Here is a 22,727-nt window from a genome sequence, read left to right as displayed (position 1 = left end):
GCCGTAGAGAATCAGCCGTAGACGGAGCGGTAGTAGCGGGCGGCGCCCGGGTGGAGCGGGACGACCCCGGTGCCGATGGCGTAGCGCTCGTCGAGCCGCCCGCCCGGCGCCGACGGGGCCTGGAGGCGGTCGCGGGCGCGGAAGAGCGTCTCGGTGACGGTGTACGCCAGGTCGTCCGCCAGCGAGGTCCGGCACATCAGATAGCTGGGCGTGCCCACGGTCGGCACCGGCTTGGGGTTGCCGTACACGCCGGAGGGCACCACCGCGTGCTCGTAGAGCGGCCCGAAGCGGCGGCGCAGCTGCGGCACCAGCGAGTCGAGCGGCACGAGCGCGATGTCGCCGTGCGAGGTCAGGGCGGGCGTGGGCACCCCGCCCGACCAGAAGAACGCCTCGATGTCGCCGTCGCGCAGCGCCTTGACCGACTCGTCCAGGTCGAGCCGGCTGACCTCGGCGGGCTCGGCCGGCTCGGCGAGGGCCAGCACGCGGGTGGCGCTGACCGAGGTGCCCGAGCCCTCCAGCCCGATGGAGACCGCCCGCCCGGCCAGGTCGCCGACGTCCGCGATGCCGGAGCCCTGCCGCACGACCAGGTGGACGTAGTTCATGTAGACCCGGGCCAGGGCGGAGACCGGCTGGTGGCGCACCCTGACGGCGTCGTCGGCGCTGTCGGCCAGCGCGAAGCCCGCGTCGGCCCGGCCGTCGGCCATCATCGTGAGATTCTGCACGCTGGCCGCGGTCTTCATCACGCGGACCGCGAGCCCGTCCAGCCGCAGCTCCCGCGCGAGTCCGTCGCCGAGCTGCTCGTAGAGCCCGCCCGTCGTGCCCGTCACCAGCCGCAGCTCGGGCCGGTCGCCGGAGGCCGAGCACCCGGCCGCCAGCGCGGCGAGCCCGAGCAGGGCGCGGCGGGATATCGGCATGAAATCACGGTATCCGCTCCACCAGAATGGGACTGTGAGCGAACGGGACGCACGCCTGCGCATCTCCTCGGAGCTGACGATGTTCCTGCCGGTGAGCCGGCGCCAGGAGTGGCAGCGGGTGACGACGGACGGCACCTCCACGCTGGGCCACCACGTCGAGTCGCTCGGCATCCCGCTGACCGAGGTGGGGCCGATGCTCGCGGAGGGCCGCGGCGTGCCGCCCTCCTACCTGCTGGCACCCGGCGATGTGGTGGAGGTGGGCCCGGTGCCGCGCCCGCAGCCACTGCCGGACGAGCCGCGGTTCCTGCTGGACGTCCACCTGGGCACGCTGGCGCGGCGGCTGCGGCTGCTCGGCATCGACGCGGCCTACCACAACGACATGGACGACCCGGCGCTGGTGGTGCAGGCCAACGAGGAGCGCCGGGTGCTGCTCACGCAGGATCGCGGCCTGCTGCGCCGCCGCGCGCTGTGGCTGGGCGCGTACGTACGCGGCTCGCGCCCCGCCGACCAGCTCCGCGACCTGCTCCAGCGCTTCGCCCCGCCGCTGCGGCCGTGGACGCGCTGCACGGCGTGCAACGGCGAGCTGGAGCCGGTCGCCAAGCAGGAGGTGGAGCCCCTGCTGGAGGCCGGCACGCAGCGCACCTACGACGTGTACGGCCGGTGCGAGCGGTGCGGCCAGGTCTACTGGCGCGGCGCGCACAGCGACCACCTGGAGAAGATCATCAGCCAGGCCCGCGCCTGGACCTCGTGATCCCCGCCTAGACGGCGAGCAGGCGGCGGACGTCCTCCTGGTGCAGGTCGCCGGCCGCGCCGGTGCGCACGACGTGGCCGCCGTCGAGGATGACGAACGTGTCGGCCAGCCGCAGCGCGACGTCGAGATACTGCTCCACGAGCAGCACGGCCAGCCCCGAGGCGTGCAGCCGCTCGATGGCCGCCTCGATCTCCTCGACGATCGACGGCTGGATGCCCTCGGTCGGCTCGTCGAGGATGAGCATCTTCGGCCTGGTCACCAGGGCGCGGGCCATGGCGAGCTGCTGCTGCTGGCCGCCCGACAGGTGCCCGGCGCTCCGCTTGAGCAGCGGCTTGAGCGCGGGGAAGACGTCGAGGGCCTCGTCGAGGGCGCTCCTGGGCTCCTTGGCGGCCTCCTGGGTGACCAGGAGGTTGCCGAGGACGGACAGCTGGGGGAAGCACTGGTGGCCCTGCGGCACGTACCCCATGCCGAGGCGCACGCGCTCGTGCGGCTTCAGCCTGGTCACGTCGCGGCCCTCGAACGTGACCGTGCCGGCCGTCGCCGGGAGCACGCCCATGACGGTGTTGAGCAGGGTGGTCTTGCCGACGCCGTTGCGCCCCATGACGCAGACCAGCCGCCCTGGCCCGACCTCCAGCGAGACCCCGAACAGGACGCGCGCCGTCCCGTACCCCGACTCAAGGCCGGTTACCGACAGCATCGCTCGCCTTCCTCCCCAGATAGACCTCCTGGACGCGCGGGTCCGCGCTGACCTGCTCCACCGACCCCTCCACCAGCACCCGGCCCTCGTGCAGCACGGTCACGGTGGAGGCGTGCCGCCGCAGGAACTCCATGTCGTGCTCCACCACGATGACCGTGTGGTCGTCGGCGATCCGGGTGAGCAGCTCGCCCGTACGCTGCCGTTCGTCGCCGGACATGCCCGCCACGGGCTCGTCCAGGAGCAGCAGCTTCGGCCGCTGCGCCAGCAGCATGCCGATCTCGAGCCACTGGCGCTGGCCGTGCGAGAGAACGCCGGCTGAACGCTCGGCGAGCTCTTCGAGCCCGGTCCTGGCCAGCGCCTCCTCGACGGCCTCCGACACGCCCCTGCGCCGCCGGGCCAGCGACCACAGGGGCCTGCGGAAGCTGGCGGCGAGGTCGATGTTCTCGAGCACGGTGAGCTCCTCGAACACGACCGATGTCTGGAACGTGCGCCCGACGCCCAGCCGGACGATCTGGTGCTCCTTCCTGCCGACCAGGTCGTGCTCCCCGAACCGCACGCTGCCGGCCGCCGGCCTGGTCAGCCCGGTGATCACGTCGATGAGCGTGGTCTTGCCCGCTCCGTTGGGGCCGATCAGGAACCGCAGCTCGCCCTCGGGCACGGTCAGGTCCACGCCGTCGAGCGCCCTGAACCCGTCGAACACGACCTGGACGTCACGTAGTTCGAGCACGTCGGAGCCTCCCCATCACGCCGATGACGCCTTTCGGGGCCAGCGTCATCACGAGGATGAACAGGGCCCCCTGCAGGTAGAGCCAGCCGTCGGCGAACTGCTCGCTGAACGCCGTCTTGGCGTAGCCCATGACGACCGCGCCGAGCACGGCCCCGGCCAGCACGTGCCGCCCGCCGACGGCCACCGCGACGACCAGCTCCAGCGAGGGCACGACGCCGAGCAGCGCGGGCGAGATGATGCCGACGACCGGCACGAACAGCGCGCCCGCCAGCCCGGCCATGCCCGCCGAGAGCGCGAAGGTGACGGTCTTGACCAGGGCGGGGTCGTAGCCGAGGAAGCGCACGCGGTCCTCGCCGTCCCTGACCGCGACGAGCAGCCGGCCGTAGCGGCTGTTCACCAGCTGGCGGGTGGCGAGGTAGAGGGCGCCGAGCACGACCGCGACCGCCAGGTAGAGCAGCCGCTGCGTGGAGTCCTCGGCGAGGTCCTGGCCGAACAGCTCGAAGAAGTTGGTCATGCCGTTGGTGCCGCCGGTCAGGCCCTGCTGCCCCACGAGCAGGATCACCATGGCGGCGGCCAGGGCCTGGGTGAGAATGGCGAAGTACGCACCTCGTACGCGCTGCCTGAACACCAGCGTGCCCAGGATCACCGCGATCAGCATGGGCCCCAGCACGGCCATGACCAGGGCGAAGACCGGATTCGCGAACGGCACCCACAGGGCGGGCAGGTGCTCGACGCCGCTCCACACCATGAAGTCGGGCAGCCCGCCGCCGGCCTCGGTGAGCTTGAGGTACATCGCCATGGAGTAGCCGCCGAGCCCGAAGAACACGCCCTGGCCGAGGGTCAGCATGCCGCCCTTGCCCCAGACCAGCCCGATCCCGAGAGCGACGATCGCGTAGCAGAGGTATTTCGCGAGCAGCCCCAGCCGGAACGGCTCCAGCAGCAGCGGCGCCGCCACCAGCGCGATCACCGCGACGGTCGCGAACGGCAGGTTCCTCCTGAGCATCCGGATCATGTGAGCACCCTCGATCGGAGCGCGAACAGGCCCTGCGGGCGTATCTGGAGGAACGCGATCAGCACGGCGAAGACGATCACCTTGGCCAGCGAGGCGTCCGACCAGAACTCGGCGTAGGAGTTCAGCAGGCCCAGCCCGATCGCCGCCAGCACGGCCCCGCGCAGCTGCCCGAGCCCGCCCGCCACGACGACGAGGAAGGCGTCCACGATGTAGTACGTCCCGAGCGTCGGCCCGACGGGGCCGATAAGCGTCAGCGCGACCCCGGCCACGCCGGCCAGCCCCGACCCGATGAAGAACGTCAGCATGTCCACCCGGCCGGTGTCGATGCCGCTGGTGGCGGCCAGCCGCCGGTTCTGCACCACGGCCTGGGTCCTGCGGCCGAGCCCGGTGCGGTTGAGGTAGAGCCAGACCGCCACGACGCCCGCGATCGCCAGCGCCATGATGAACAGCCGGTTGTAGGGCAGGATGCCCACCCCGCCCGACAGCCAGGAGGGGGCGGGCACCTGCACGTTCGGGGCGCCGAACAGGTCGCGGGCCAGCTGCTGCAGCACCAGGCTCACGCCCCAGGTGAGCAGCAGCGTGTCGAGCGGCCGGCCGTAGAAGTGCCTGATGGCGGCGCGTTCGAGGATCAGCCCCATGACGCCGGCCACCAGGAACGCGGCGGGCAGCGCGAGCACGAAGTTCTGCAGCAGGAACGCGGTGTACGCCCCGGCCATGATGAACTCGCCGTGCGCCATGTTGATCACGCCCATCTGCCCGAACGTGAACGTCAGCCCGAGCGCGATGAGCAGCAGCACCGCGCCGATCGACAGCCCGATGGGCAGCTGGTTGACGAAGGCCGACATCACTGGCCCGTCCCGAGCCCGCTCGCCCAGGCGTACCCCTTGAGATACGGGTCCGGCTTGATCGGCTCGCCGGAGTTCCACACCTCCTTGATCAGGCCGTCGGGCTGGATGACGCCGATGCGGGCCGTCTTGTAGAGGTGCTGGTTCTCGCCGTCGATCGTGACCTTGCCCTCGGGCCGGTCGAGCGAGATGCCCGGCGCGGCCTTCTTGACCGCCTCGACCTCCGTCGTGCCGGCCTTCTTGACGGCCTCGGCCCACAGGTAGACCGCGTTGTAGCCGGCCTCCATGGGGTCGGAGGTCACCTTGTCCTGCCCGTACTTCGCCTTGTACGCCGTGACGAACGCCTCGTTGGCGGGCGTGTCGGTGGTCTGGTAGTAGTTCCAGGCGACCGGCTGGCCCGCGATGTTATCCACGCCGATGCCGGTGACCTCCTCCTCGGCGATGCTCACCGACAGGACCGGCATCGTCTCGGCCGACGCGCCCGCGCTCTTGAGCTGCTTGAAGAAGGCCACGTTGCTGTCGCCGTTGAGCGTGTTGAACACCGCGTCCGGTTTGGCCTGCATGACCTTGTTGACCAGCGTGGAGTATTCGGTGTGGCCGAGCGGGGTGTACTCCTCGCCGAGGATCTCCATTCCGTTCGCCGCCGCGTACGCCTTGATGATTTTGTTCGCGGTGCGCGGGAAGACGTAGTCGCTGCCCACCAGGAAGAGCTTCTTCTTGCCCTCCTCCTTCAGGTAGTCGAGGCCCGGGATGATCTGCTGGTTGGTGGTGGCGCCGGTGTAGAAGATGTACGGCGAGCTCTCCAGCCCCTCGTACTGCACCGGATACCACAGCAGCGCCTTGTAACGCTCGAAGACCGGCAGCATGGCCTTCCTGCTGGCGGAGGTCCAGCCGCCGAAGACGGTGGCGACCTTGTCCTGCCGGATGAGCTTGGTCGCCTTCTCGGCGAACGTGGGCCAGTCGGAGGCGCCGTCCTCCACCACGGGGACGAGCTTCTTGCCCAGCACGCCGCCGGCCTTGTTGATCTCGTCGATCGCCAGCAGCTCGGCGTCGCGGACGGTGACCTCGCTGATGGCCATCGTGCCGCTGAGCGAGTGGAGGAGACCCACCTTGATCTCGTTGGACTCGGCGGCGGGTTTCGCGCCGGAACCGCAGGCCGCGAGCGCTAACACCAGGGCCGCGGAGAGAATCGGACGGGAGATGCGCACAGCCAGTTCCTTCCTGCACGGCCGCTACTGCCAGAAAGGTGACCGCAGCCATATTTCTCGGGGAGATCCCGTTTGTTAATTGGCGATTGCGAAGAATTCACAGAAGGCTTTGATCCGACATGTAGCAATCGATGTGCTGCGCGAAACCGACACGACATCCCTCGGCAACATGAATGAAACGGCCCGTTCCTAAGGTCCGGCCATGCGGCTTACCTCACACGAGCAGGAGCGGCTGCTCATCCACGTCGCCGCCGGGGTGGCGCGCGAGCGGCGGGCCAGGGGCCTGCGCCTGAACCACCCGGAGGCCACCGCGATCATCGCGTCGTTCCTCATGGAGGGGGCCAGGGACGGGCGCACCGTGGCCGAACTGATGGAGGCCGGGCGCTCGGTGCTCGGCCGGGCCGACGTCATGGAGGGCGTACCGGAGATGCTGGAGAGCGTGCAGATCGAGGCGACGTTCCCCGACGGCACGAAGCTGGTCACCGTGCACAGGCCGATTCCGTGATCCCGGGCGAGTACGCGCATCCCGAGGGCGCGCTGGAGCTCAACCCCGGGCGCGAGCGGGTGACCGTGCGCGTGGTCAACACGGCCGACCGGCCGGTGCAGGTCGGCTCCCACTACCACTTCGCGGCCGCCAACCCCGGGCTGGAGTTCGACAGGGAGGCGGCCTGGGGCAGGCGGCTCGACGTGCCGGCCGGGACGGCGATCAGGTTCGAGCCGGGCGTCGAGCGCGACGTGACGCTGGTGCCGCTGGCCGGTCACCGGGTCGTGCCGGGGCTGCGGCCCGAGTGGGCGGGGCCGCTCGATGGCTGAGATCTCCCGCGCGCGTTACGCGGCACTGTACGGGCCCACGGCCGGCGACCGGATCCGGCTGGCCGACACCGACCTGTTCATCGAGGTCACCGAGGACCTGTCGATCGGGCCCTCCGGGCCGGGCGACGAGGCCGTGTTCGGCGGCGGCAAGGTCATCCGCGAGTCCATGGGGCAGGCCCGCACCACGCGGGCCGAGGGCGCGGCCGACCTGGTCATCACCGGCGCGGTGATCCTCGACCACTGGGGCGTGGTCAAGGCCGACGTCGGCATCCGAGACGGCCGGATCCACGCCATCGGCAAGGCCGGCAACCCCGACACGATGGACGGCGTCGACCTGGTCATCGGGCCGTCCACGGAGGTGCTGGCGGGCAACGGCAAGATCCTCACCGCCGGGGCCGTCGACTCCCACGTGCACCTCATCTGCCCGCAGCTGCTCGACGAGGCGATCGGGTCCGGGGTCACCACGATCGTCGGGGGCGGCACGGGGCCGGTCGAGGGCACGAAGGCGACCACCGTCACCGGCACCTGGTACCTCGCCAGGATGCTGGAGTCGCTGGACGCCTACCCGCTCAACTTCGCGCTGCTCGGCAAGGGCAACACGGTCTCCGCCGACGGGCTCGCGGAGCAGCTGGCCGCCGGGGCCTCGGGCTTCAAGCTGCACGAGGACTGGGGCACGACGCCGGCCGCCATCGACGCCTGCCTGCGCGCGGCCGACACCCACGGGGTGCAGGTGACGATCCACACGGACACGCTGAACGAGGCCGGGTTCGTGGAGTCGACGCTGGGGGCCATCGGCGACCGGATGATCCACGCGTACCACACCGAAGGGGCGGGAGGCGGGCACGCGCCCGACATCATCCGCGTCGCGGCGTACCCGAACATCCTGCCCTCCTCCACCAACCCCACCCGGCCGCACACCGTCAACACGCTGGACGAGCACCTCGACATGCTGATGGTCTGCCACCACCTCAACCCGTCGATCCCGGAGGACCTGGCGTTCGCCGAGTCGCGCATCAGGCCGTCCACGATGGCGGCCGAGGACGTTCTGCACGACCTGGGGGCGATCTCGATGATCGGCTCCGACTCGCAGGCGATGGGGCGGATCGGGGAGACGATCATCCGGACGTGGCAGACGGCGCACGTCATGAAGGCGCGCCGGGGGTCGCTGGGCGGACCGGCCGACAACCTGCGAGCCCGCCGATATATCGCGAAATATACGATATGCCCGGCCATCGCCCACGGGCTGGACGGCGAGATCGGCTCCGTCGAGCGCGGCAAGCTCGCCGACCTCGTCCTGTGGGACCCGGCGTTCTTCGGGGTCAAGCCGGACCTGGTGCTCAAGGGCGGCGTGGTGGCCTGGGCCCAGATGGGCGACGCCAACGCCTCCATCCCGACGCCCCAGCCGGTGCTGCCCCGCCCGATGTTCGGCGCCTCGCCGGTGACCGCCGCCGCCACCTCGCTGCACTTCGTCTCGCCGCTCGCCGTGGAGTCCGGGCTCGCGGACCGGCTGTCCGTACGGCGGCGCCTGGCGCCGGTCGCGGACGTACGGCGGCGCGGCAAGTCGTCGATGCCGCTCAACGACGCCATGCCGAGGATCGAGGTGGCGCCCGACACGTTCGAGGTACGCGTCGACGGCGACCTCATCGAACCGGCCCCGGCCACCCGCCTGCCGATGGCCCAGCGGTACTTCCTGTTCTGATGGACCCCGCCGTGAACCCTGCCGTGAACCCTGCCGTGAACCCTGCCCTGCTCCTGCTCGCCGACTCCCGCCTCCCGGCCGGGGGCCACGCCCACTCGGGCGGCGTCGAACAGGCCGTCACGTCTGGGGCGGTGCACGACGTGCCGTCGCTGGCCGGCTTCCTGCGGGGGCGGCTGCACACGGCCGGCACGGTCGCCGCCGCCCTCACCGCCGCCGCCTGCGCCTGCGCCGCCGGCCCGCCTCCGCCCGAGCCGGCGTGGGGGCTGCTCGACGCCGAAGTCGATGCCAGGACCGCCGCCCCGGCCCAGCGGGAGGCGTCCAGGACCCAGGGCAGGCTGCTCCTGAGGGTCGCCCGCCGCGTGTGGCCGTCGCCGGTCCTGGAGGGCCTGGCGCGGGCCGTACCGAATCCGCACCACCCGATCGCCCTCGGCGCGGCGGCGCACGCGGCGGGCGCCACGCCGGAGGAGGCGGCCATGGCGGCGGCGTACCACGCGGTCGGCGGCGCCGCCACGGCGGCCGTGCGGCTGCTCGGGCTCGACCCGGTGGCCGTGCACGGGCTGCTGGCCGGCCTCGCCCCCGACCTCGCCGCCGTGGCCGGGGCGGCGCGGAGCGGCGGCGACTGGGAGTCGCTGCCCGCGCACTCGTCCCCCGCGCTCGACCTGCTCGCCGAGCAACACGCGCGGGCGGACGTCCGGCTGTTCATCTCCTGACGGAAGGAATCCGACATGGGCGCCAATCACGAGGACCACCATCACGCCCCCGACGGCCACGGCCGGGCGCTGCGGCTGGGGGTGGGCGGCCCGGTGGGCAGCGGCAAGACCGCCCTGGTGGCCGCGCTGTGCAGGACGCTCGGCCCGTCCCTCTCGCTCGGCGTGGTGACGAACGACATCTACACCACCGAGGACGCCGAGTTCCTGCGCCGGGCCGGCGTGCTCGACGAGGAGCGCATCCTCGCCGTCGAGACCGGCTGCTGCCCCCACACCGCCATCCGCGACGACATCGCCGCGAACCTGGACGCCGTGGAGACCCTGGAGGACCGGTTCGGCCCGCTCGACCTGGTCATCGTGGAGAGCGGCGGCGACAACCTGACGGCCACGTTCAGCCGGGGGCTGGCCGACCGACAGATCTTCGTCCTGGACGTGTCCGGCGGCGACAAGGTGCCGCGCAAGGGCGGTCCCGGCGTCACGACGGCGGACCTGCTGGTCGTCAACAAGACCGACCTGGCCCCGATGGTGGGCGCCGACCTCGGCGTGATGGACCGCGACGCGGCGGCCGTACGCGGTGCCAGGCCGGTGCTGTTCACCTCGATCAGGCAGGACCCCACCGCCGCCACCGTCGCCGCGTGGGTGTCGGAGCAGGTGGCGGCCTGGTCGCACGCCCACGCGGCGCACGCGTCCTGATGCCCGGCCGCCGCGCGATGCGGGCCGGCGCCGCCGTCGCCACGGCCCCGGCCCCAGGCGGCGGGACCCTCGTCCACCGCCTGGCCTCGGCGCCACCGCTGACGCTGCGCCAGACCGGCCCGTCCACCGTGCACCTCGTCTCCACGGCGGCGGGCCCGCTCGGCGGCGACCGCCTGTCCCTCGACATCGACGTCGCCCCGCACACCACCCTGGAGCTGGGCTCGGTCGCCGCCGGACTGGTCCTGCCCGGCCACGGCACGTCCGAGTTCCTGGTCACCGCGCGGGTGGGAGCGGGGGCCAGGCTCCGGTTCGCGCCGGAGCCCACCGTGCTCGCCGCCGGCTGCGAGCACCGCCTCCTGGTACGCCTCGCGCTGGCGGCCGACGCCGAGGTGCTGTGGCGCGAGGAGATCGTCCTCGGCCGGCACGGCGAGCGCGCGGGGCGCTGCCACGCCCGCTTCGACGCGACGCGCGACGGCCGCCCGCTGCTCCGGCAGGAGTTCACCGTCGGCGACCCGGCGCTGGACTCCTCCCCCGCCGTCTACGGCGCGGCCCGCTGCGTCGGCACCACCTTCCTCACGACGCCCGTCAAGGAGCCGGTCGTGGCCGAGGGCGTCGCCGTGCTGCCCCTGGCCGGTCCCGGCACGCTCGTGTCCGCCCTGGCCGCCGACGCGGTCGAGCTCCGCTCCCGCCTCGAATGGGGCGAGCGCGCGGTCCGGCCCGCCTAGCTCCCCTTTCCCCGCCGCGCCCGTGCCCCCTCACCACGGGCGCCTTCGTCATGCGCCCGCACAGGCAAGATCCGTAACAACTCCAGAAGGTGACCCTTCACCCGTGGTGTAGATGTCAATAAGTCTGTACATTCGGTCCAAGTGTCCTTCGACGGCTCTTCACGGGCCGTCCACGATCCAGCTACCTGTGACTACTACGTTCGCGCCATCGTCATGTCGCACCGGGAGCGCCGATGTTCAAACGCACCATTCCGCTGACCGCCCTCGCCTTAGCTCTTCTGACGGCCTGCGGCGGCAACGGCGGCACTGCCTCCGGCGGTGACAACTCCTTCACGCTGTACGTCTCAGGCGACGTGAACGTCAGAGACCTCTACCAGAAGACGCTCATCCCCGGCTTCGAGAAGGCCAATGCGGGTGTCAAGGTCAACCTCGTCTTCTCCGAGCACGGCCAGAACGACACCTCGATGCTCAACAGGCTCGGCGCCTCGGTGAAGACCGACTCCGAGCCGCCCTTCGACATCATGGACGCCGGCGCCGTCAAGAACGCCGCCAGGGGCCAGTTCGTGGACGTGCTGACCGCGCAGAAGATCCCCAACCTGTCAAAGATCGACCAGAAGATGCTCGACCCGGTGGACTCGCGGGCCATGCCGTACCGCGGCTCGTCCGTCGTCCTGGCCTACGACAGCACCAAGGTCACCGCTCCGCCCAAGACGATGGCCGAGCTGATCGACTGGATCAAGGCCAACCCGGGCAAGTTCACCTACAACTCCCCCAACACCGGCGGCTCCGGCGACGCGTTCATGAACACCGTGCTGACCATGCACATGGACCCGGCCTCCGCCGAGAAGGCCTCCCAGGCCTACGACAAGAACGTGGAGACCCAGTGGAAGGCCGGGCTCGACGTGCTCAAGAGCCTGACCCCCATGGTCTACCAGCGCGTCTACCCGAACGGGAACCAGGAGGTGATCAACCTGCTGAGCAAGGGGGAGATCGCCATGGCGCCCGTCTGGTCGGACCAGATCCTGGCCGCCAAGGACAGCGGGCTGATCAAGGACAACATCAAGCTGACCCAGATCGCCGACCCGCCGTTCACCGGCAGCCTCACCTACATCGGCCTGGCGGCCAACAGCACGCACAAGGACGCCGCGTACAAGTGGTTCAACTACGTGCTGGAGAAGGAGCCGCAGGCCGAGATCGTCCGTAAGATGGCCGGCTATCCGGTGATCAGTCCCTCCGAGCTGCCGGCCGAGCTGCAGGACAAGTTCACCGGCCTGGACACCACCGAGTTCCGCCAGGGCTTCGAGACGCAGACCGACTCCGATGCCAAAGAGGCCTGGCAGAAGAACGTCCCATGACGGCGGTGGCTCAACGGGTACGCACGCGCAACCGCACCCGCCTGCGCGGCTTCCTGCTCGCCCTGCCGCCGGTGCTGGTGATCGCCTTCTTCATCGGGCTGCCGGTGATCGCGGCGATCGCCTACACCTTCGGCTACTCGGGCGGCATCAACTCCGTGGTGGCGGCGCTCGCCCAGAAGCAGCACCTCGTGGACGGCGCCGCCCCCACCTTCGACGCCTACCGCGAGGTGCTGGGCGACTCCTCGTTCCGCACGGACCTGCTGGTGACCGTCATCGTCACCATCGTGACCGTGGTACTCGTGATGGTGCTGAGCTGGGCCATCGCGCTGTACGCCCGCTTCTCCCGCGGCGTGCTGGCCAAGCTGGTGACCGCGCTGGCCGTGGTGCCGATGTTCATCCCCGTCGTCATCGCCTCGTACGCGATCCTGACCTTCTACTCCACCGACGGCTTCACGAGGACGCTGTTCCACCTGCTCGGCTGGGAGGACTCGCCGGCGCTGGCGTACAAGATGACCGGCGTGACGGTGGGGCAGGTCTGGACGCACCTGCCGTTCGGCGTGCTGCTCATCTCCTCCGGCCTGTCGTCCGTCCCTGACACGCTCATCGACGCCGCCCGCGACGCGGGCGCGTCCATGAGCAGGGCCGTACGCGCCGTCATGATCCCCATGGCGGCGCTGCCGACCATCATCGTGGCGACGTTCACCGGCATCGGGGTGCTGGGCAGCTTCACCGTGCCGTACCTCATCGGGCCCAACGCGCCCAACATGCTCGGCGTGAGCATGGCCCAGTACTACCAGTCGTTCAACCAGGCCCAGCAGGCGGTGGTCATGGCCGTCGTCGTGTTCGTGCTGGCCGCCGGGATCGGCTACTTCTACGTGCGGGCCAACGCCAAGTCCGCGCGCGGATCGGGGAGGCTGTGATGGGCGCCTGGGCGCGGCGGGCAGGGGTGGCCCTGTTCGTGCTCGCGATGCTGCTGTTCGTGATCGGGCCGCTGGCCTGGCTGTCGCTGCGGGCGTTCGCGCAGACCTGGGAGTATCCCCGGCTGCTGCCCCGCGAGTGGACGCTGCACTGGTGGGAGACCGTGCTGGAGGACGCCCAGCTGGGCGGGGCGATCCGGCTGAGCTTCGTGTTCGCGCCGGTGACCGTGCTCGTCTCGTCCGTCATCTGCCTGCCCGCGGCGTACGCCTTCGCCAGGCACGACTTCCCCGGGCGGCGGGTGATGCTGCTGTCGCTGTTCGCCACCAACGCGTTCCCGAAGATGGGGCTGTTCATCACGATCGCCGGGCTCTTCTACAGCCTGAAGATCATGGGCACGTTCGTCGGTGTGGTCGTGGTGCACGTGCTGGGCACGCTCGTCGTCATGACCTGGATCCCGGCGGCCGCGTTCGCCGCCGTGCCGCGCAGCCTGGAGGAGGCGGCGAGGGACGCGGGAGCGGGGCCGATCCGCACGTTCTTCTCCGTCACGTTCCCCATCGCGGCCCCCGGCATCCTGGTGGCCATGATCATGGCGTTCCTGGCCTCGTTCGACGAGGCGCAGGGCACCTTCCTGGTCGGCACCCCGACGTACATCACGATGCCGACCGAGATGTACACCCTGGTACTCAACTATCCCGAACAGGCCGCCGCGGTGTTCTCGATCATGCTGTCGGTCCCGTCGGTCGTGCTCATGCTGCTGGTCCGCAAACACGTCATGGGCGGCAGACTGGCGGAAGGATTCCAACTGAGATGAGTCTGCGCATCGAGGCCGTCAGCAAGGTGCTCGGAGGCCGTACCATCGTCGACAGCCTGGACCTGGAGGTCGAGACGGGGCAGCTGGCCTCGCTGCTCGGCCCGTCCGGCTGCGGCAAGACCACCACCCTTCGCATGATCGGCGGGTTCCTCCGGCCCGACGCCGGCCAGGTGCTGATCGACGGCCAGGACGTGACCGCCATCGCCCCCGAACGGCGGCCGACGGCCATGGTCTTCCAGAACTACGCGCTCTGGCCGCACATGACCGTGTTCAAGAACATCGCGTTCGGGCTGAAGCTGCGGCGGATGCCCCGCGACGAGATCCGCTCCCGGGTCGAGGACGTGCTGCGGACCGTCAACCTGCTGCACCACATCGACAGCCACCCCGGCCAGATCTCCGGCGGCGAGCAGCAGCGCGTCGCCCTGGCCCGCGCGCTCGTCCTCGAACCCAAGGTGCTGCTGCTGGACGAGCCGCTGTCCAACCTGGACGCCAAGCTGCGCGAGCGCGTCCGCGACGACATCAGGGAGATCCAGCAGCGGGTCGGCATCACCACCGTCCTGGTCACCCACGACCAGGACGAGGCGCTGTCCATCTCCGACAAGGTCGCCGTCATGACCGGCGGCAGGATCGACCAGTACGACCCGCCGTCCACCATCTACCGCGCGCCCAGGACCAGGTTCGTCGCCGACTTCGTCGGCACCATGAACCTCCTGCGCGCCACCGTCCACGACGACCACGTGGCCACGGGAGACGTGAAGATCCCCGTGCGCGGCGCGGCACTCGGGGTCGAGGGCGAGTGGGACGTCGGCGTCCGGCCGGAGGACGTACGGGTCTCGCCCTCCGAGGGCGCGCCCGCACAGGTGGCCCGCGTCATCCCGCGCGGCCACTACACCGAGCTGGTCCTCATGCTCGGCGAGCAGCGGCTGCGCGCCTTCGTCGGGCCCGGCTCGGGCGACGACCTGCCCGAGGGCGCCACCGCCCACATCGAGATCTCACGCGCGCTCCTCTACCGGGAAGGTCTGCTCCACCAGGCATGAACGACGACATACGAGCTTGGGAATCACTGGCCGTCGAGCTGGCGGGCTGGGCGTGCTCGCGCATGCGCGCCGGCTACGCCGAAGCGAAGATCAAGAACCACCAGGCCGACTGGGTGACGGCCGCCGACCTGGAGATCGAGCAGGAGGTACGGCGCCGCGTGGCCGAAACCTTCCCCCACCACCGGGTCGTCGGGGAGGAGTACGGCGACACCGGCTCCGGCGCCGTCACCTGGTACGTCGACCCCGTCGACGGCACCACCAACTTCGTGCACGGCCTGGGCTGGTCCTCCTTCAGCCTGGCCGCCGCCGACGAGCGGGGGGCCGCGGCGGGCGTGGTCGCCGACCCGTGGCGCGGCGAGATCTTCAGCGCCACCCGCGACGGCGGCGCCCAGATCTTCACCGGGGTCCGGGACGGCGGCGCCGACCCGGACGGCCAGGCGACGACCTGCTCGGCGGCCGAGTCGCCGAGCGGCGGGCTGGTCTGCACGGAGCTGCGCGGCGGCCAGGTCTGGCCCGGCCTGACCGCGATGATGGAGACGCTCGCCGAGCAGCACTGCGGCACCCGCATCATGGGCTCCACCGCGCTCTCCCTGGCCAGCGTCGCGGCGGGCCGGTGCGTCGCCACGGTCACCGACGCCTACAACACCTGGGACGTGCTGGCCGGAGCCCTGATCGCCAGGGAGTCGGGGGCCGTGGTGCTCGGCCGTACCGGCGAGCCCTGGCTGGAGGGCGACCTGCCCGCCGACGGGCTGGTGGCGGGCGCTCCCGGCGTGGCGCGCACGGTCTGGAAGGCCTGGCAGGGGGCATGAGCGTCGCCATCTCCGCCCACCGCGGCGGCCCCGGCGCGGGCGGGGGACATTCCACCTGGGCCACCTACGAGGCCGCCGTCACCAGCGGCGCCGAGTACGCCGAGTTCGACATCAGGCGGACCCAGGACGGCGTGTACATCGCCCACCACGACGCCCACCTCTCCGTCGGCCCCGCCACGGCGCGCCCCTCCGGTGACTCCGCCACCGCGCACCCTTCCGATGGGCCCGCCACGGCGCGCCGGGCTCGCGGCCCGGCCATCGCCGATCTCACCTACGCCGAGGTCTGCGAGTTCCTCGGCTTCGAGGTGCCACGCATCGACGAGCTGATGACGTTCCTCGGCGGCAAGCTCAAGGGCCACCTCGACGTCAAGGAGCCCGGCTACGAGGCCGAGATCGTGGACATGGCCCTGGCCGCCTTCGGTCCTGACGACTTCGTCGCCACCGGCATCGAGGACGCCGCCATCCCGGCCATCAAGGCCGCCCACCCCGAGGTCGTCGTCGGCCTGTCACTCGGCCGCAACCGGGTGCCCGCCCTGAACGAGCTCTTCCCCATCGCCCGCATCCGCGCCTGCGGCGCCGACTGGGTGGCGGTCAGGCACGACATCGCCCGCATGAACGCCCTGCGGGCCTGTGCCCGGCACGGGATCGGCGTGATGGTGTGGACCGTGGACGAGCCCGCCCTCATGGACCTCTTCCTCGCCGACCCCCGCGTCGACGTCCTCATCTCCAACCTCCCGGCCGAGGCCGTCGCCCGCCGCCGCAACCTCCCCTGAACCGCGGGACGGCGCCGGCGTCCCGTTGACCCGGTGGCCCGGCAGTCCGGACACCATCCCGATCCGCTCGGCCGCCGGAAATCCGCCACCCGGAAATCCGGCACCCGGAAATCCGCCACGCGGTCCGCACCGTCGCGGACGGTGGCCGGCGGCCCCTCCCCGGCTTACAGTGATCGTGTGGCCGATTACCCGCAGCCCGCGCCACCCAGGCCCGTCACCCGGCGCGGCTACGCCCTGGCCGTGGCGGTCGCCGGAGCGCTGCTCGTGTTCTGCGCCGTCCTTCCCTGGGCCGGGCTCGAGGTGCGGAGCGGGCTCATCGGCGGCGGGCTGGCCAGCGACGTCCGCGGCATCGACGACCCGTACGGCGTCTGGGCGCTCGTGGCCGGGCTGGCCGCGCTGGGGTGCGGGGTCGCGGGGCTGCTCTCGCGGCCCGGGATCACCGCTCTGGCCGCGCTGCCCGGAGGCGTGGCGGTGGTGGTGCTGGTGCTGTTCATGACGGACGGGAGCGGCCTGCGGGACCGGCTCTCCGTCGATCTGGGAGAGGTGCTGTCGATCGGGCCCGCGGTGCGGTTCGGCTGGTTCGCCGCGCTCGCCTGCTCCCTGGCGGTCGTCGTGCTCTCCGTCCTGGCACTGGTCCGGCGCGCCTGACCGGCCCCGGCGTGGCGGCGGGCTCAGTCGTAGAAGCCCAGCCGCCGCAGCTGCTTGGGGTCGCGCTGCCAGTCCTTGGCCACGCTGATCCGCAGGTCGAGGTAGACCCGCGTGCCCAGCAGGGCCTCGATCTGCTTGCGGGCCTTGGTGCCGACCTCGCGCAGCCGCTCCCCCTTGTGCCCGATGACGATGGCCTTCTGCGAGGGTCGCTCCACGAACAGGTGCGCGTAGATGTCGAGCAGGTCGTCGCGCCCCTCCCGGGGCATCATCTCGTCCACCACCACGGCGATGGAGTGGGGCAGCTCGTCGCGTACGCCCTCCAGCGCCGCCTCCCTGATCAGCTCCCCCACCAGCACCTGCTCCGGCTCGTCGGTGAGCTGCCCGCCCTCGTAGAGCGGCGGCGACTCGGGCAGGTGCTCGATCAGCACGTCGCCCACCACGTCGAGCTGGTCGCCCGCCTGCGCCGAGACCGGCACGATCGCCGCGAACTCCGCCAGCTCCGACACCGCCAGCAGTTGCTGCGCGATCTGCTCCTTGCTCGCCAGGTCGCACTTGGTGACCACGGCCACCACCGGCGTCTTGCGCACCGCCGCGAGCTTGTCGGCGATGAACCGGTCGCCCTTGCCGATCGGCTCGTTGGCGGGCACGCAGAAGCCGATCACGTCCACCTCGGTGAGCGTGGACAGCACCAGGCTGTCGAGCCGCTCACCGAGCAGGGTGCGTGGCCGGTGCAGGCCCGGGGTGTCGATGATGATGAGCTGGGCGTCGGGGCGGTGCACGATGCCCCTGATGGCGCGCCTGGTCGTCTGCGGCTTGGACGAGGTGATCGCCACCTTGCTGCCGACCAGGGCGTTCATGAGCGTGGACTTGCCGACGTTCGGCCTCCCCACGAAGCAGGCGAATCCGGCGCGATGGCTGTCTGGCGAAGTCACATAGTGCATTGTGGACCATCAGGAGGTGTGGGCACGCCACCAGGCGAACGCCTCGGGCAGGGCGACCGGCGTCCACGTGGTCGTACGCAGCTCCGCGACCTCGTCCTCGCGCACCCACCGGAAGTCGGTGATCTCGTCGTGGTCGGGCTCGGGGCCGGCGGAGCCGGGGGCGAGCACGCAGGCGTAGCAGGCGATGACGTAGCCGACCTGGTGGCCGTTCGGGTAGACGGTGCGGAACTCGGGACCGCCGAACACGCCGATCAGGCCCCGCACCTCCGCATCGATGCCGAGCTCCTCGCGCAGCTCCCTGACCACGGCGTGCTCGGGCCGCTCGTCGGGGTCGACGCCGCCGCCGGGCGCCGCCCAGAGGCCCACGTCGCCGTGCCGGGCCAGCAGCAGCCGCCCCGCCTCGTCGAACACGAACCCCGCCGCCGACGGCAGCATGAGCAGCTCGGAGCCGACCTTCTCCCGCAACCTCGCCAGGAACGGCGACATCGGCATGGTCAGCCCCGCAGCGTGCCGTCGGGACCGGCCACGAGCAGCGACTTGACGCCCAGCTCGGCGGCCACGGCCTCGTCGGCGGCGCTCGGCGCGCCCTCGCTCACCAGCGCGACGGCCTCCAGGGACCGCGCCCCGCTGGAGACGGCCATGGCCACCGCCACCTGCACCGCCGAGAGCGTCAGCGCGCCCAGCGCCACGTTCGTCGCGGAGTAGGTGCGGCCGGTCTCGTCGCGTACGGCGGCGCCCTCCGCCGCCTCGTTGCGGGCCCTGGCGGCACGGGCCAAGGTGATGATCTTGTTGTCTTCGGGATCGAGAGTCACGGGCACTAGGTTAGGCGCTGGCCATGGAGACGACCGCGTCGACCACCTCCCGGGTGCGGGCGGCGTCCACGTGATCCATGCCCGTGTGCACCACCGACACCAGCATGTCGCCCACCCGCGTCAGCACGACGTCCATCGCGTACGGGTAGCCGTTCAGCCGCCCGCGCAGCCGGGTGCCCACGGCCTCGTCCGCCACGTCGTCCGCCAGGCCCTCGACCGGCAGCGAGTGGGAGCGCAGGTCGGTGCCGGAGGGCGTGCGCAGCTCGCGGCACGAGTCCATGGCGTCGGCCAGCTCGTCGAGGTGCTCCTCCGCCTCCCCGTCCGCGTACCGCGCCACCCCGACCCCGGCCTGCTCCCCCAGCCCGTCGCCCCGGTAGCTGACCGCCGCCTGGGCCGTCAGCGCCTGCCACGGCGCCTGCCCTCCCACGGCCGCCAGCACGGCCCGGCAGTTCTCGTCGCCCTGCGTGAACGGAATCCGCCACGCCTGCTCCGGCCTGGCCGTGAACCCGTCGGGCAGCGGCGGCTCCTTGCTGAGCGCCTCGCGCAGTTGGGCGACGGCGTGGGCGTCGAGCATGCTCCCCGTCTCCTCGCCCCCGCATCCCACCAGGGCGCAGGCCACCAGCCCGCCGGCGATGATCTCGCGTTTCATGATTACCCCTGGATCGCAACCTCCCCGTACGACGAATGCGGCAATCCACCGAAGATTCCACCAATACGCAAAAAGGGTGCTCCCATCCGGTTTTTCGGATGAGAACACCCTTTACGCCGAGCTGCGTCTCAGCCGGCTCGCCGACCGGGACGCAGTCGTTCCCCCCAGGGGCATCCTTCCGCCGCGAACCCCACCCGGCGGTCGGATGCTTCCCCTTGTGACACCCACCGCACTGGATGCCCGTGGAATGAGAGTGCCCTGATCGGCTTGCAGACGACTTGTAGAACGCTTGCGGCGTTCGCCCCCGCTCGCCGGATAAGTGACCGTCCGCCGGTCTGTCAGGCGGAGTGATCGGGCGCGGCCTGGGCGGCTTCGTCCGCGGGCGGCTCGCTACGGCGGGCCACCACCGTGCTGATGCGGTTGCGCCGGCCCGCCAGGCTCTCCGCGGTGAGCGTGAGCCCCGCCACCTCCGCCTGCGACCCGGCGATCGGCACCCGCCCGAGCGCGTGGGCGAGCAGACCGCCCACGGTCTCCACGTCGTCCACCTCGATCTCCGTGCCGAACAGCTCCGCCAGCTCGTCGACCGGCATCCGGGCCGTCACCCGCACCCCGCCGTCCGGCATGGGCTCGACGCGGGGCGCCTCCTGGTCGTACTCGTCGGTGATCTCGCCGACGATCTCCTCCAGCACGTCCTCGATCGTCACCAGCCCGGCCGTGCCGCCGTACTCGTCGATGACGATCGCGATGTGGATCTGCCGCGCCTGCATCTCCCGCATGAGCTGGTCGATGGGCTTGCTCTCGGGCACGTACGCGGCCGGCCGCATGATCGACTCGACAGTGTCCTTGCCGCCGCCCTCGCCCGACTCGTGGATCTTGCGCGCGATGTCCTTGAGGTACGCCATGCCGACGACGTCGTCCTCGTTCTCGCCCACGACGGGGACGCGGGAGAACCCGCTGCGCAACGCCAGCGACAGCGCCTGGCTGATCGTCTTGCCCCGCTCGATGTAGACCATGTCGGTACGCGGCACCATCACCTCGCGCACCAGCGTGTCACCCAGCTCGAACACCGAATGGATCATCTCGCGCTCGTCCGGCTCGATCACCCGGCGCTCCTCGGCCAGGTCGACCAGGTCACGCAGCTCGGCCTCCGAGGTGAACGGCCCCTCCCTGAACCCCTTGCCCGGCGTCAACGCGTTGCCGAGCAGGATGAGCAGCTTGGGCAGCGGGCCGAAGATGCGGGTCAGCCCGTAGACGATGGGGGCGCTGGCCAGCGCGACCGGCTCGGCGTGCTGGCGCCCCAGCGTGCGCGGCATCACGCCCACCACGACATAGCTGGTCACGATCATCACCACGGCGGCCCAGAAGTACGCCCAGCCCTGGTCGTGCAGCAGATCGATGAACAGCAACGTCGCGATCACCGTCGCCACCAGCTCGCAGCTCAACCGGAGCAGCAGCAGCAGATTGAGATAGCGCGGCGGATCGTTCACGATGGCCTGCAGCCGCACCGCGCCCCGCCGGCCCTCGCGCACGTGCTCCTCGGCCCGCACCCTGGAGATGCGCGTCAGTGCCGTGTCCGCACCGGCGATCAGGCCACCGATGATCACGAGGGCGATGGCCGACAACAACCAGGCGTTCACCGCGAGTCGCGCACCTCCTGCCACGACTCCAGGAGCCGGGCCTGCAGACCGAACATCTCCTTGTGCTCCTCAGGCTCGGCATGATCGTAGCCGAGCAGATGGAGAATGCCATGGGTGCACAGCAGCTCGAGCTCGTCGGCCGTGCTGTGCCCCGCCTCCTCCGCCTGCCGCGCGGCCACCTGCGGGCAGAGCACGACGTCGCCGAGCAGCGCCGGATCGGCGGGGATGTCGGCGTCGCCGCGCGCGCCCCCGCCGGGACGCAGCTCGTCCATCGGGAAGGCCAGCACGTCGGTCGGGCCCGGCTCGCCCATCCACTTCTCGTGCAACTCGGACATGGCGTCCTCGTCGACCACCACGATGGACAGCTCGGCCAGCGGGTTGATGCCCATCTCGCCGAGCACGTGGGCGGCCAGGGCGACGAGACTCTCCTCGTCGACCCCGACGCCCGACTCGTTGTTGATCTCGATGCTCACGGTCGCCGCTTCCCCCGGTGCTGGATGCTCTTCGGCTCCTGGGCGGCCTGCGTGGCGTCGTAGCGGCCGTACGCGTCGACGATCTCGCTCACCAGCTTGTGCCGCACCACGTCGGCGCTGGACAGGCGCGCGAAGTGGATGTCGGGGATGCCGTCGAGGATCTCCTGCACCACCCGCAGCCCGCTCACCGTGCCGTTGGGCAGGTCGACCTGCGTCACGTCACCCGTCACCACGATCTTGGAGTTGAAGCCCAGCCGGGTGAGGAACATCTTCATCTGCTCGGCCGAGGAGTTCTGTGCCTCGTCGAGGATGATGAAGGCGTCGTTCAACGTACGGCCGCGCATGTAGGCGAGGGGCGCGACCTCGATCGTGCCCGCGGCCATCAGCTTGGGGATGGAGTCGGGGTCGAGCATGTCGTGCAGCGCGTCGTAGAGCGGCCGCAGGTAGGGGTCGATCTTCTCGTACAGCGTGCCGGGCAGGAAGCCCAGCCGCTCGCCCGCCTCGACCGCCGGGCGGGTCAGGATGATGCGGTTGACCCGCTTCTCCTGCAGGGCCCGCACCGCCTTGGCCATCGCCAGGTAGGTCTTGCCGGTGCCCGCCGGGCCGATGCCGAACACGATCGTGTGCTTGTCGATCGCGTCGACGTAGCGCTTCTGGTTGACCGTCTTCGGCCTGATGGTGCGCCCGCGGGAGGAGAGGATGTCGAGGGACAGCACCTCGGCGGGGCGGTCGGAGGTCATGCGGAGCATGGCGATGCTGCGCTCGACCGCGTCGGGGGTGAGCTCGCCACCGCTGCGGAGCACCTCGACCAGCTCCTCGAAGAGCCGCACGACGGTGCCGCTCTCGTCGGGGCTGCCGGTGACGGTGATCTCGTTGCCGCGTACGTGGATGTCGGCCCTGAAGGCGCCCTCGATGACGCGTAGCAGCTCGTCGCGGGAGCCCAGGAGGCTGACCATCGAGTATTCGTCCGGAATCAGCACCTTGGCTTGAGTGCGCGTGGGAGGTGCCGTGCGTCGGGATTCGTGTAGTTCGGACATGGGCAGGCCAGCGGCCTGATGCCTCCCGGTCTCTTT

At 71.1% G+C, this 22,727-nt stretch carries 27 protein-coding genes; 14 read left to right on the top strand and 13 right to left on the bottom strand.

What is annotated here, in order from left to right:
- Positions 1 to 11: 11 nt before the first annotated feature.
- The gene (locus FH608_RS09805; protein ID WP_226899229.1) at positions 12 to 914 is read right to left on the bottom strand and encodes a TAXI family TRAP transporter solute-binding subunit; all 903 of its coding nucleotides are present in this window, start codon (positions 912 to 914) and stop codon (positions 12 to 14) included.
- On the opposite strand from FH608_RS09805, the gene FH608_RS09800 reads away from it, so the two are divergent.
- Positions 913 to 1,665, top strand: coding sequence for a Mut7-C RNAse domain-containing protein (locus FH608_RS09800; protein ID WP_139630109.1), 753 nt, complete (start codon positions 913 to 915; stop codon positions 1,663 to 1,665). The two genes, FH608_RS09805 and FH608_RS09800, sit on opposite strands and share 2 nt — an antisense overlap.
- Before the next feature lie 7 nt (positions 1,666 to 1,672).
- On the opposite strand, the gene urtE is transcribed toward FH608_RS09800, so the two are convergent.
- Genes urtE through urtA form a run of 5 tightly spaced genes read right to left on the bottom strand, consistent with a single transcriptional unit; the run spans position 1,673 to position 6,154 of the window.
- Positions 1,673 to 2,362 (bottom strand): urea ABC transporter ATP-binding subunit UrtE, encoded by a 690-nt coding sequence (gene urtE / locus FH608_RS09795; RefSeq protein WP_139630108.1) that lies wholly within the window; start codon positions 2,360 to 2,362, stop codon positions 1,673 to 1,675.
- Positions 2,340 to 3,089 carry an urea ABC transporter ATP-binding protein UrtD gene (urtD, locus tag FH608_RS09790; RefSeq protein WP_139630107.1) on the bottom strand — a complete coding sequence of 250 codons (750 nt, stop codon included), beginning with the start codon at positions 3,087 to 3,089 and terminating at the stop codon, positions 2,340 to 2,342. The genes urtE and urtD overlap by 23 nt, the downstream gene beginning before the upstream one ends.
- A complete protein-coding gene (gene urtC / locus FH608_RS09785) occupies positions 3,073 to 4,101 on the bottom strand; it encodes an urea ABC transporter permease subunit UrtC (RefSeq protein ID WP_139630106.1) in 1,029 nt (342 codons plus the stop codon). The genes urtD and urtC overlap by 17 nt, the downstream gene beginning before the upstream one ends.
- The gene (gene urtB / locus FH608_RS09780) at positions 4,098 to 4,946 is read right to left on the bottom strand and encodes an urea ABC transporter permease subunit UrtB (RefSeq protein ID WP_139630105.1); all 849 of its coding nucleotides are present in this window, start codon (positions 4,944 to 4,946) and stop codon (positions 4,098 to 4,100) included. The genes urtC and urtB overlap by 4 nt, the downstream gene beginning before the upstream one ends.
- On the bottom strand, positions 4,946 to 6,154 hold the full coding sequence (urtA, locus tag FH608_RS09775) for an urea ABC transporter substrate-binding protein (protein WP_139630104.1): 1,209 nt from the start codon (positions 6,152 to 6,154) through the stop codon (positions 4,946 to 4,948). The genes urtB and urtA overlap by 1 nt, the downstream gene beginning before the upstream one ends.
- 202 nt (positions 6,155 to 6,356) lie before the next feature.
- Between urtA and FH608_RS09770 the strand changes: the two genes are divergently transcribed.
- The 13 genes from FH608_RS09770 (at position 6,357) to FH608_RS09710 (ending at position 17,142) form a co-directional block, all read left to right on the top strand.
- On the top strand, positions 6,357 to 6,659 hold the full coding sequence (locus FH608_RS09770; protein ID WP_139630103.1) for an urease subunit gamma: 303 nt from the start codon (positions 6,357 to 6,359) through the stop codon (positions 6,657 to 6,659).
- Positions 6,656 to 6,967 carry an urease subunit beta gene (locus FH608_RS09765; RefSeq protein ID WP_139630102.1) on the top strand — a complete coding sequence of 104 codons (312 nt, stop codon included), beginning with the start codon at positions 6,656 to 6,658 and terminating at the stop codon, positions 6,965 to 6,967. Before FH608_RS09770 ends, FH608_RS09765 begins: the two co-directional genes overlap by 4 nt.
- Positions 6,960 to 8,666 (top strand): urease subunit alpha, encoded by a 1,707-nt coding sequence (locus FH608_RS09760; protein WP_139630101.1) that lies wholly within the window; start codon positions 6,960 to 6,962, stop codon positions 8,664 to 8,666. The genes FH608_RS09765 and FH608_RS09760 overlap by 8 nt, the downstream gene beginning before the upstream one ends.
- An 11-nt stretch (positions 8,667 to 8,677) precedes the next feature.
- Positions 8,678 to 9,376, top strand: a complete 699-nt coding sequence (locus tag FH608_RS09755) for an urease accessory protein UreF (protein WP_226899227.1) — start codon at positions 8,678 to 8,680, stop codon at positions 9,374 to 9,376.
- A 15-nt stretch (positions 9,377 to 9,391) separates the two neighbouring features.
- A complete protein-coding gene (gene ureG / locus FH608_RS09750) occupies positions 9,392 to 10,066 on the top strand; it encodes an urease accessory protein UreG (protein ID WP_139630099.1) in 675 nt (224 codons plus the stop codon).
- A complete protein-coding gene (locus FH608_RS09745; protein ID WP_226899226.1) occupies positions 10,009 to 10,791 on the top strand; it encodes an urease accessory protein UreD in 783 nt (260 codons plus the stop codon). Before ureG ends, FH608_RS09745 begins: the two co-directional genes overlap by 58 nt.
- A 233-nt stretch (positions 10,792 to 11,024) precedes the next feature.
- A complete protein-coding gene (locus FH608_RS09740) occupies positions 11,025 to 12,146 on the top strand; it encodes an extracellular solute-binding protein (protein ID WP_139630098.1) in 1,122 nt (373 codons plus the stop codon).
- Positions 12,143 to 13,066 carry an ABC transporter permease gene (locus FH608_RS09735; RefSeq protein WP_139630097.1) on the top strand — a complete coding sequence of 308 codons (924 nt, stop codon included), beginning with the start codon at positions 12,143 to 12,145 and terminating at the stop codon, positions 13,064 to 13,066. The genes FH608_RS09740 and FH608_RS09735 overlap by 4 nt, the downstream gene beginning before the upstream one ends.
- Complete coding sequence (locus tag FH608_RS09730; RefSeq protein WP_139630096.1) at positions 13,066 to 13,875, top strand: ABC transporter permease; 810 nt, start codon at positions 13,066 to 13,068, stop codon at positions 13,873 to 13,875. Before FH608_RS09735 ends, FH608_RS09730 begins: the two co-directional genes overlap by 1 nt.
- On the top strand, positions 13,872 to 14,912 hold the full coding sequence (locus FH608_RS09725) for an ABC transporter ATP-binding protein (RefSeq protein WP_139630095.1): 1,041 nt from the start codon (positions 13,872 to 13,874) through the stop codon (positions 14,910 to 14,912). The genes FH608_RS09730 and FH608_RS09725 overlap by 4 nt, the downstream gene beginning before the upstream one ends.
- A complete protein-coding gene (locus FH608_RS09720; RefSeq protein WP_139630094.1) occupies positions 14,909 to 15,721 on the top strand; it encodes an inositol monophosphatase family protein in 813 nt (270 codons plus the stop codon). Before FH608_RS09725 ends, FH608_RS09720 begins: the two co-directional genes overlap by 4 nt.
- Positions 15,718 to 16,494, top strand: coding sequence for a glycerophosphodiester phosphodiesterase (locus tag FH608_RS09715; protein ID WP_139630093.1), 777 nt, complete (start codon positions 15,718 to 15,720; stop codon positions 16,492 to 16,494). The genes FH608_RS09720 and FH608_RS09715 overlap by 4 nt, the downstream gene beginning before the upstream one ends.
- Positions 16,495 to 16,671: 177 nt before the next feature.
- Positions 16,672 to 17,142: a hypothetical protein gene (locus FH608_RS09710; protein ID WP_139630092.1), complete on the top strand. Its 471-nt coding sequence runs from the start codon at positions 16,672 to 16,674 to the stop codon at positions 17,140 to 17,142.
- Positions 17,143 to 17,165: 23 nt separating this feature from the next.
- Here FH608_RS09710 and era read toward each other — a convergent pair whose 3' ends face one another.
- From era to FH608_RS09675, 7 genes are all read right to left on the bottom strand, one after another.
- On the bottom strand, positions 17,166 to 18,074 hold the full coding sequence (era, locus tag FH608_RS09705; RefSeq protein WP_394367666.1) for a GTPase Era: 909 nt from the start codon (positions 18,072 to 18,074) through the stop codon (positions 17,166 to 17,168).
- Between the two features lie 18 nt (positions 18,075 to 18,092).
- Positions 18,093 to 18,575, bottom strand: a complete 483-nt coding sequence (locus FH608_RS09700) for an NUDIX domain-containing protein (RefSeq protein ID WP_139630090.1) — start codon at positions 18,573 to 18,575, stop codon at positions 18,093 to 18,095.
- Positions 18,576 to 18,577: 2 nt separating this feature from the next.
- Positions 18,578 to 18,895, bottom strand: coding sequence for a cytidine deaminase (locus tag FH608_RS09695; RefSeq protein ID WP_139630089.1), 318 nt, complete (start codon positions 18,893 to 18,895; stop codon positions 18,578 to 18,580).
- A 10-nt stretch (positions 18,896 to 18,905) separates the two neighbouring features.
- Positions 18,906 to 19,544: a sensor domain-containing protein gene (locus tag FH608_RS09690; protein ID WP_139630088.1), complete on the bottom strand. Its 639-nt coding sequence runs from the start codon at positions 19,542 to 19,544 to the stop codon at positions 18,906 to 18,908.
- A 338-nt stretch (positions 19,545 to 19,882) separates the two neighbouring features.
- Positions 19,883 to 21,181 carry a hemolysin family protein gene (locus FH608_RS09685; RefSeq protein WP_139630087.1) on the bottom strand — a complete coding sequence of 433 codons (1,299 nt, stop codon included), beginning with the start codon at positions 21,179 to 21,181 and terminating at the stop codon, positions 19,883 to 19,885.
- Positions 21,178 to 21,654 (bottom strand): rRNA maturation RNase YbeY, encoded by a 477-nt coding sequence (gene ybeY, locus FH608_RS09680; RefSeq protein WP_139630086.1) that lies wholly within the window; start codon positions 21,652 to 21,654, stop codon positions 21,178 to 21,180. The genes FH608_RS09685 and ybeY overlap by 4 nt, the downstream gene beginning before the upstream one ends.
- Positions 21,651 to 22,691: a PhoH family protein gene (locus FH608_RS09675; RefSeq protein WP_139630085.1), complete on the bottom strand. Its 1,041-nt coding sequence runs from the start codon at positions 22,689 to 22,691 to the stop codon at positions 21,651 to 21,653. The genes ybeY and FH608_RS09675 overlap by 4 nt, the downstream gene beginning before the upstream one ends.
- Positions 22,692 to 22,727 lie beyond the last annotated feature (36 nt).

Source organism: Nonomuraea phyllanthi (genome assembly GCF_006334985.2).
Taxonomy (GTDB): domain Bacteria; phylum Actinomycetota; class Actinomycetes; order Streptosporangiales; family Streptosporangiaceae; genus Nonomuraea; species Nonomuraea phyllanthi.
Note: the sequence above shows the minus strand (reverse complement) of the source record. Positions and strands in the feature narration are given on the sequence as shown.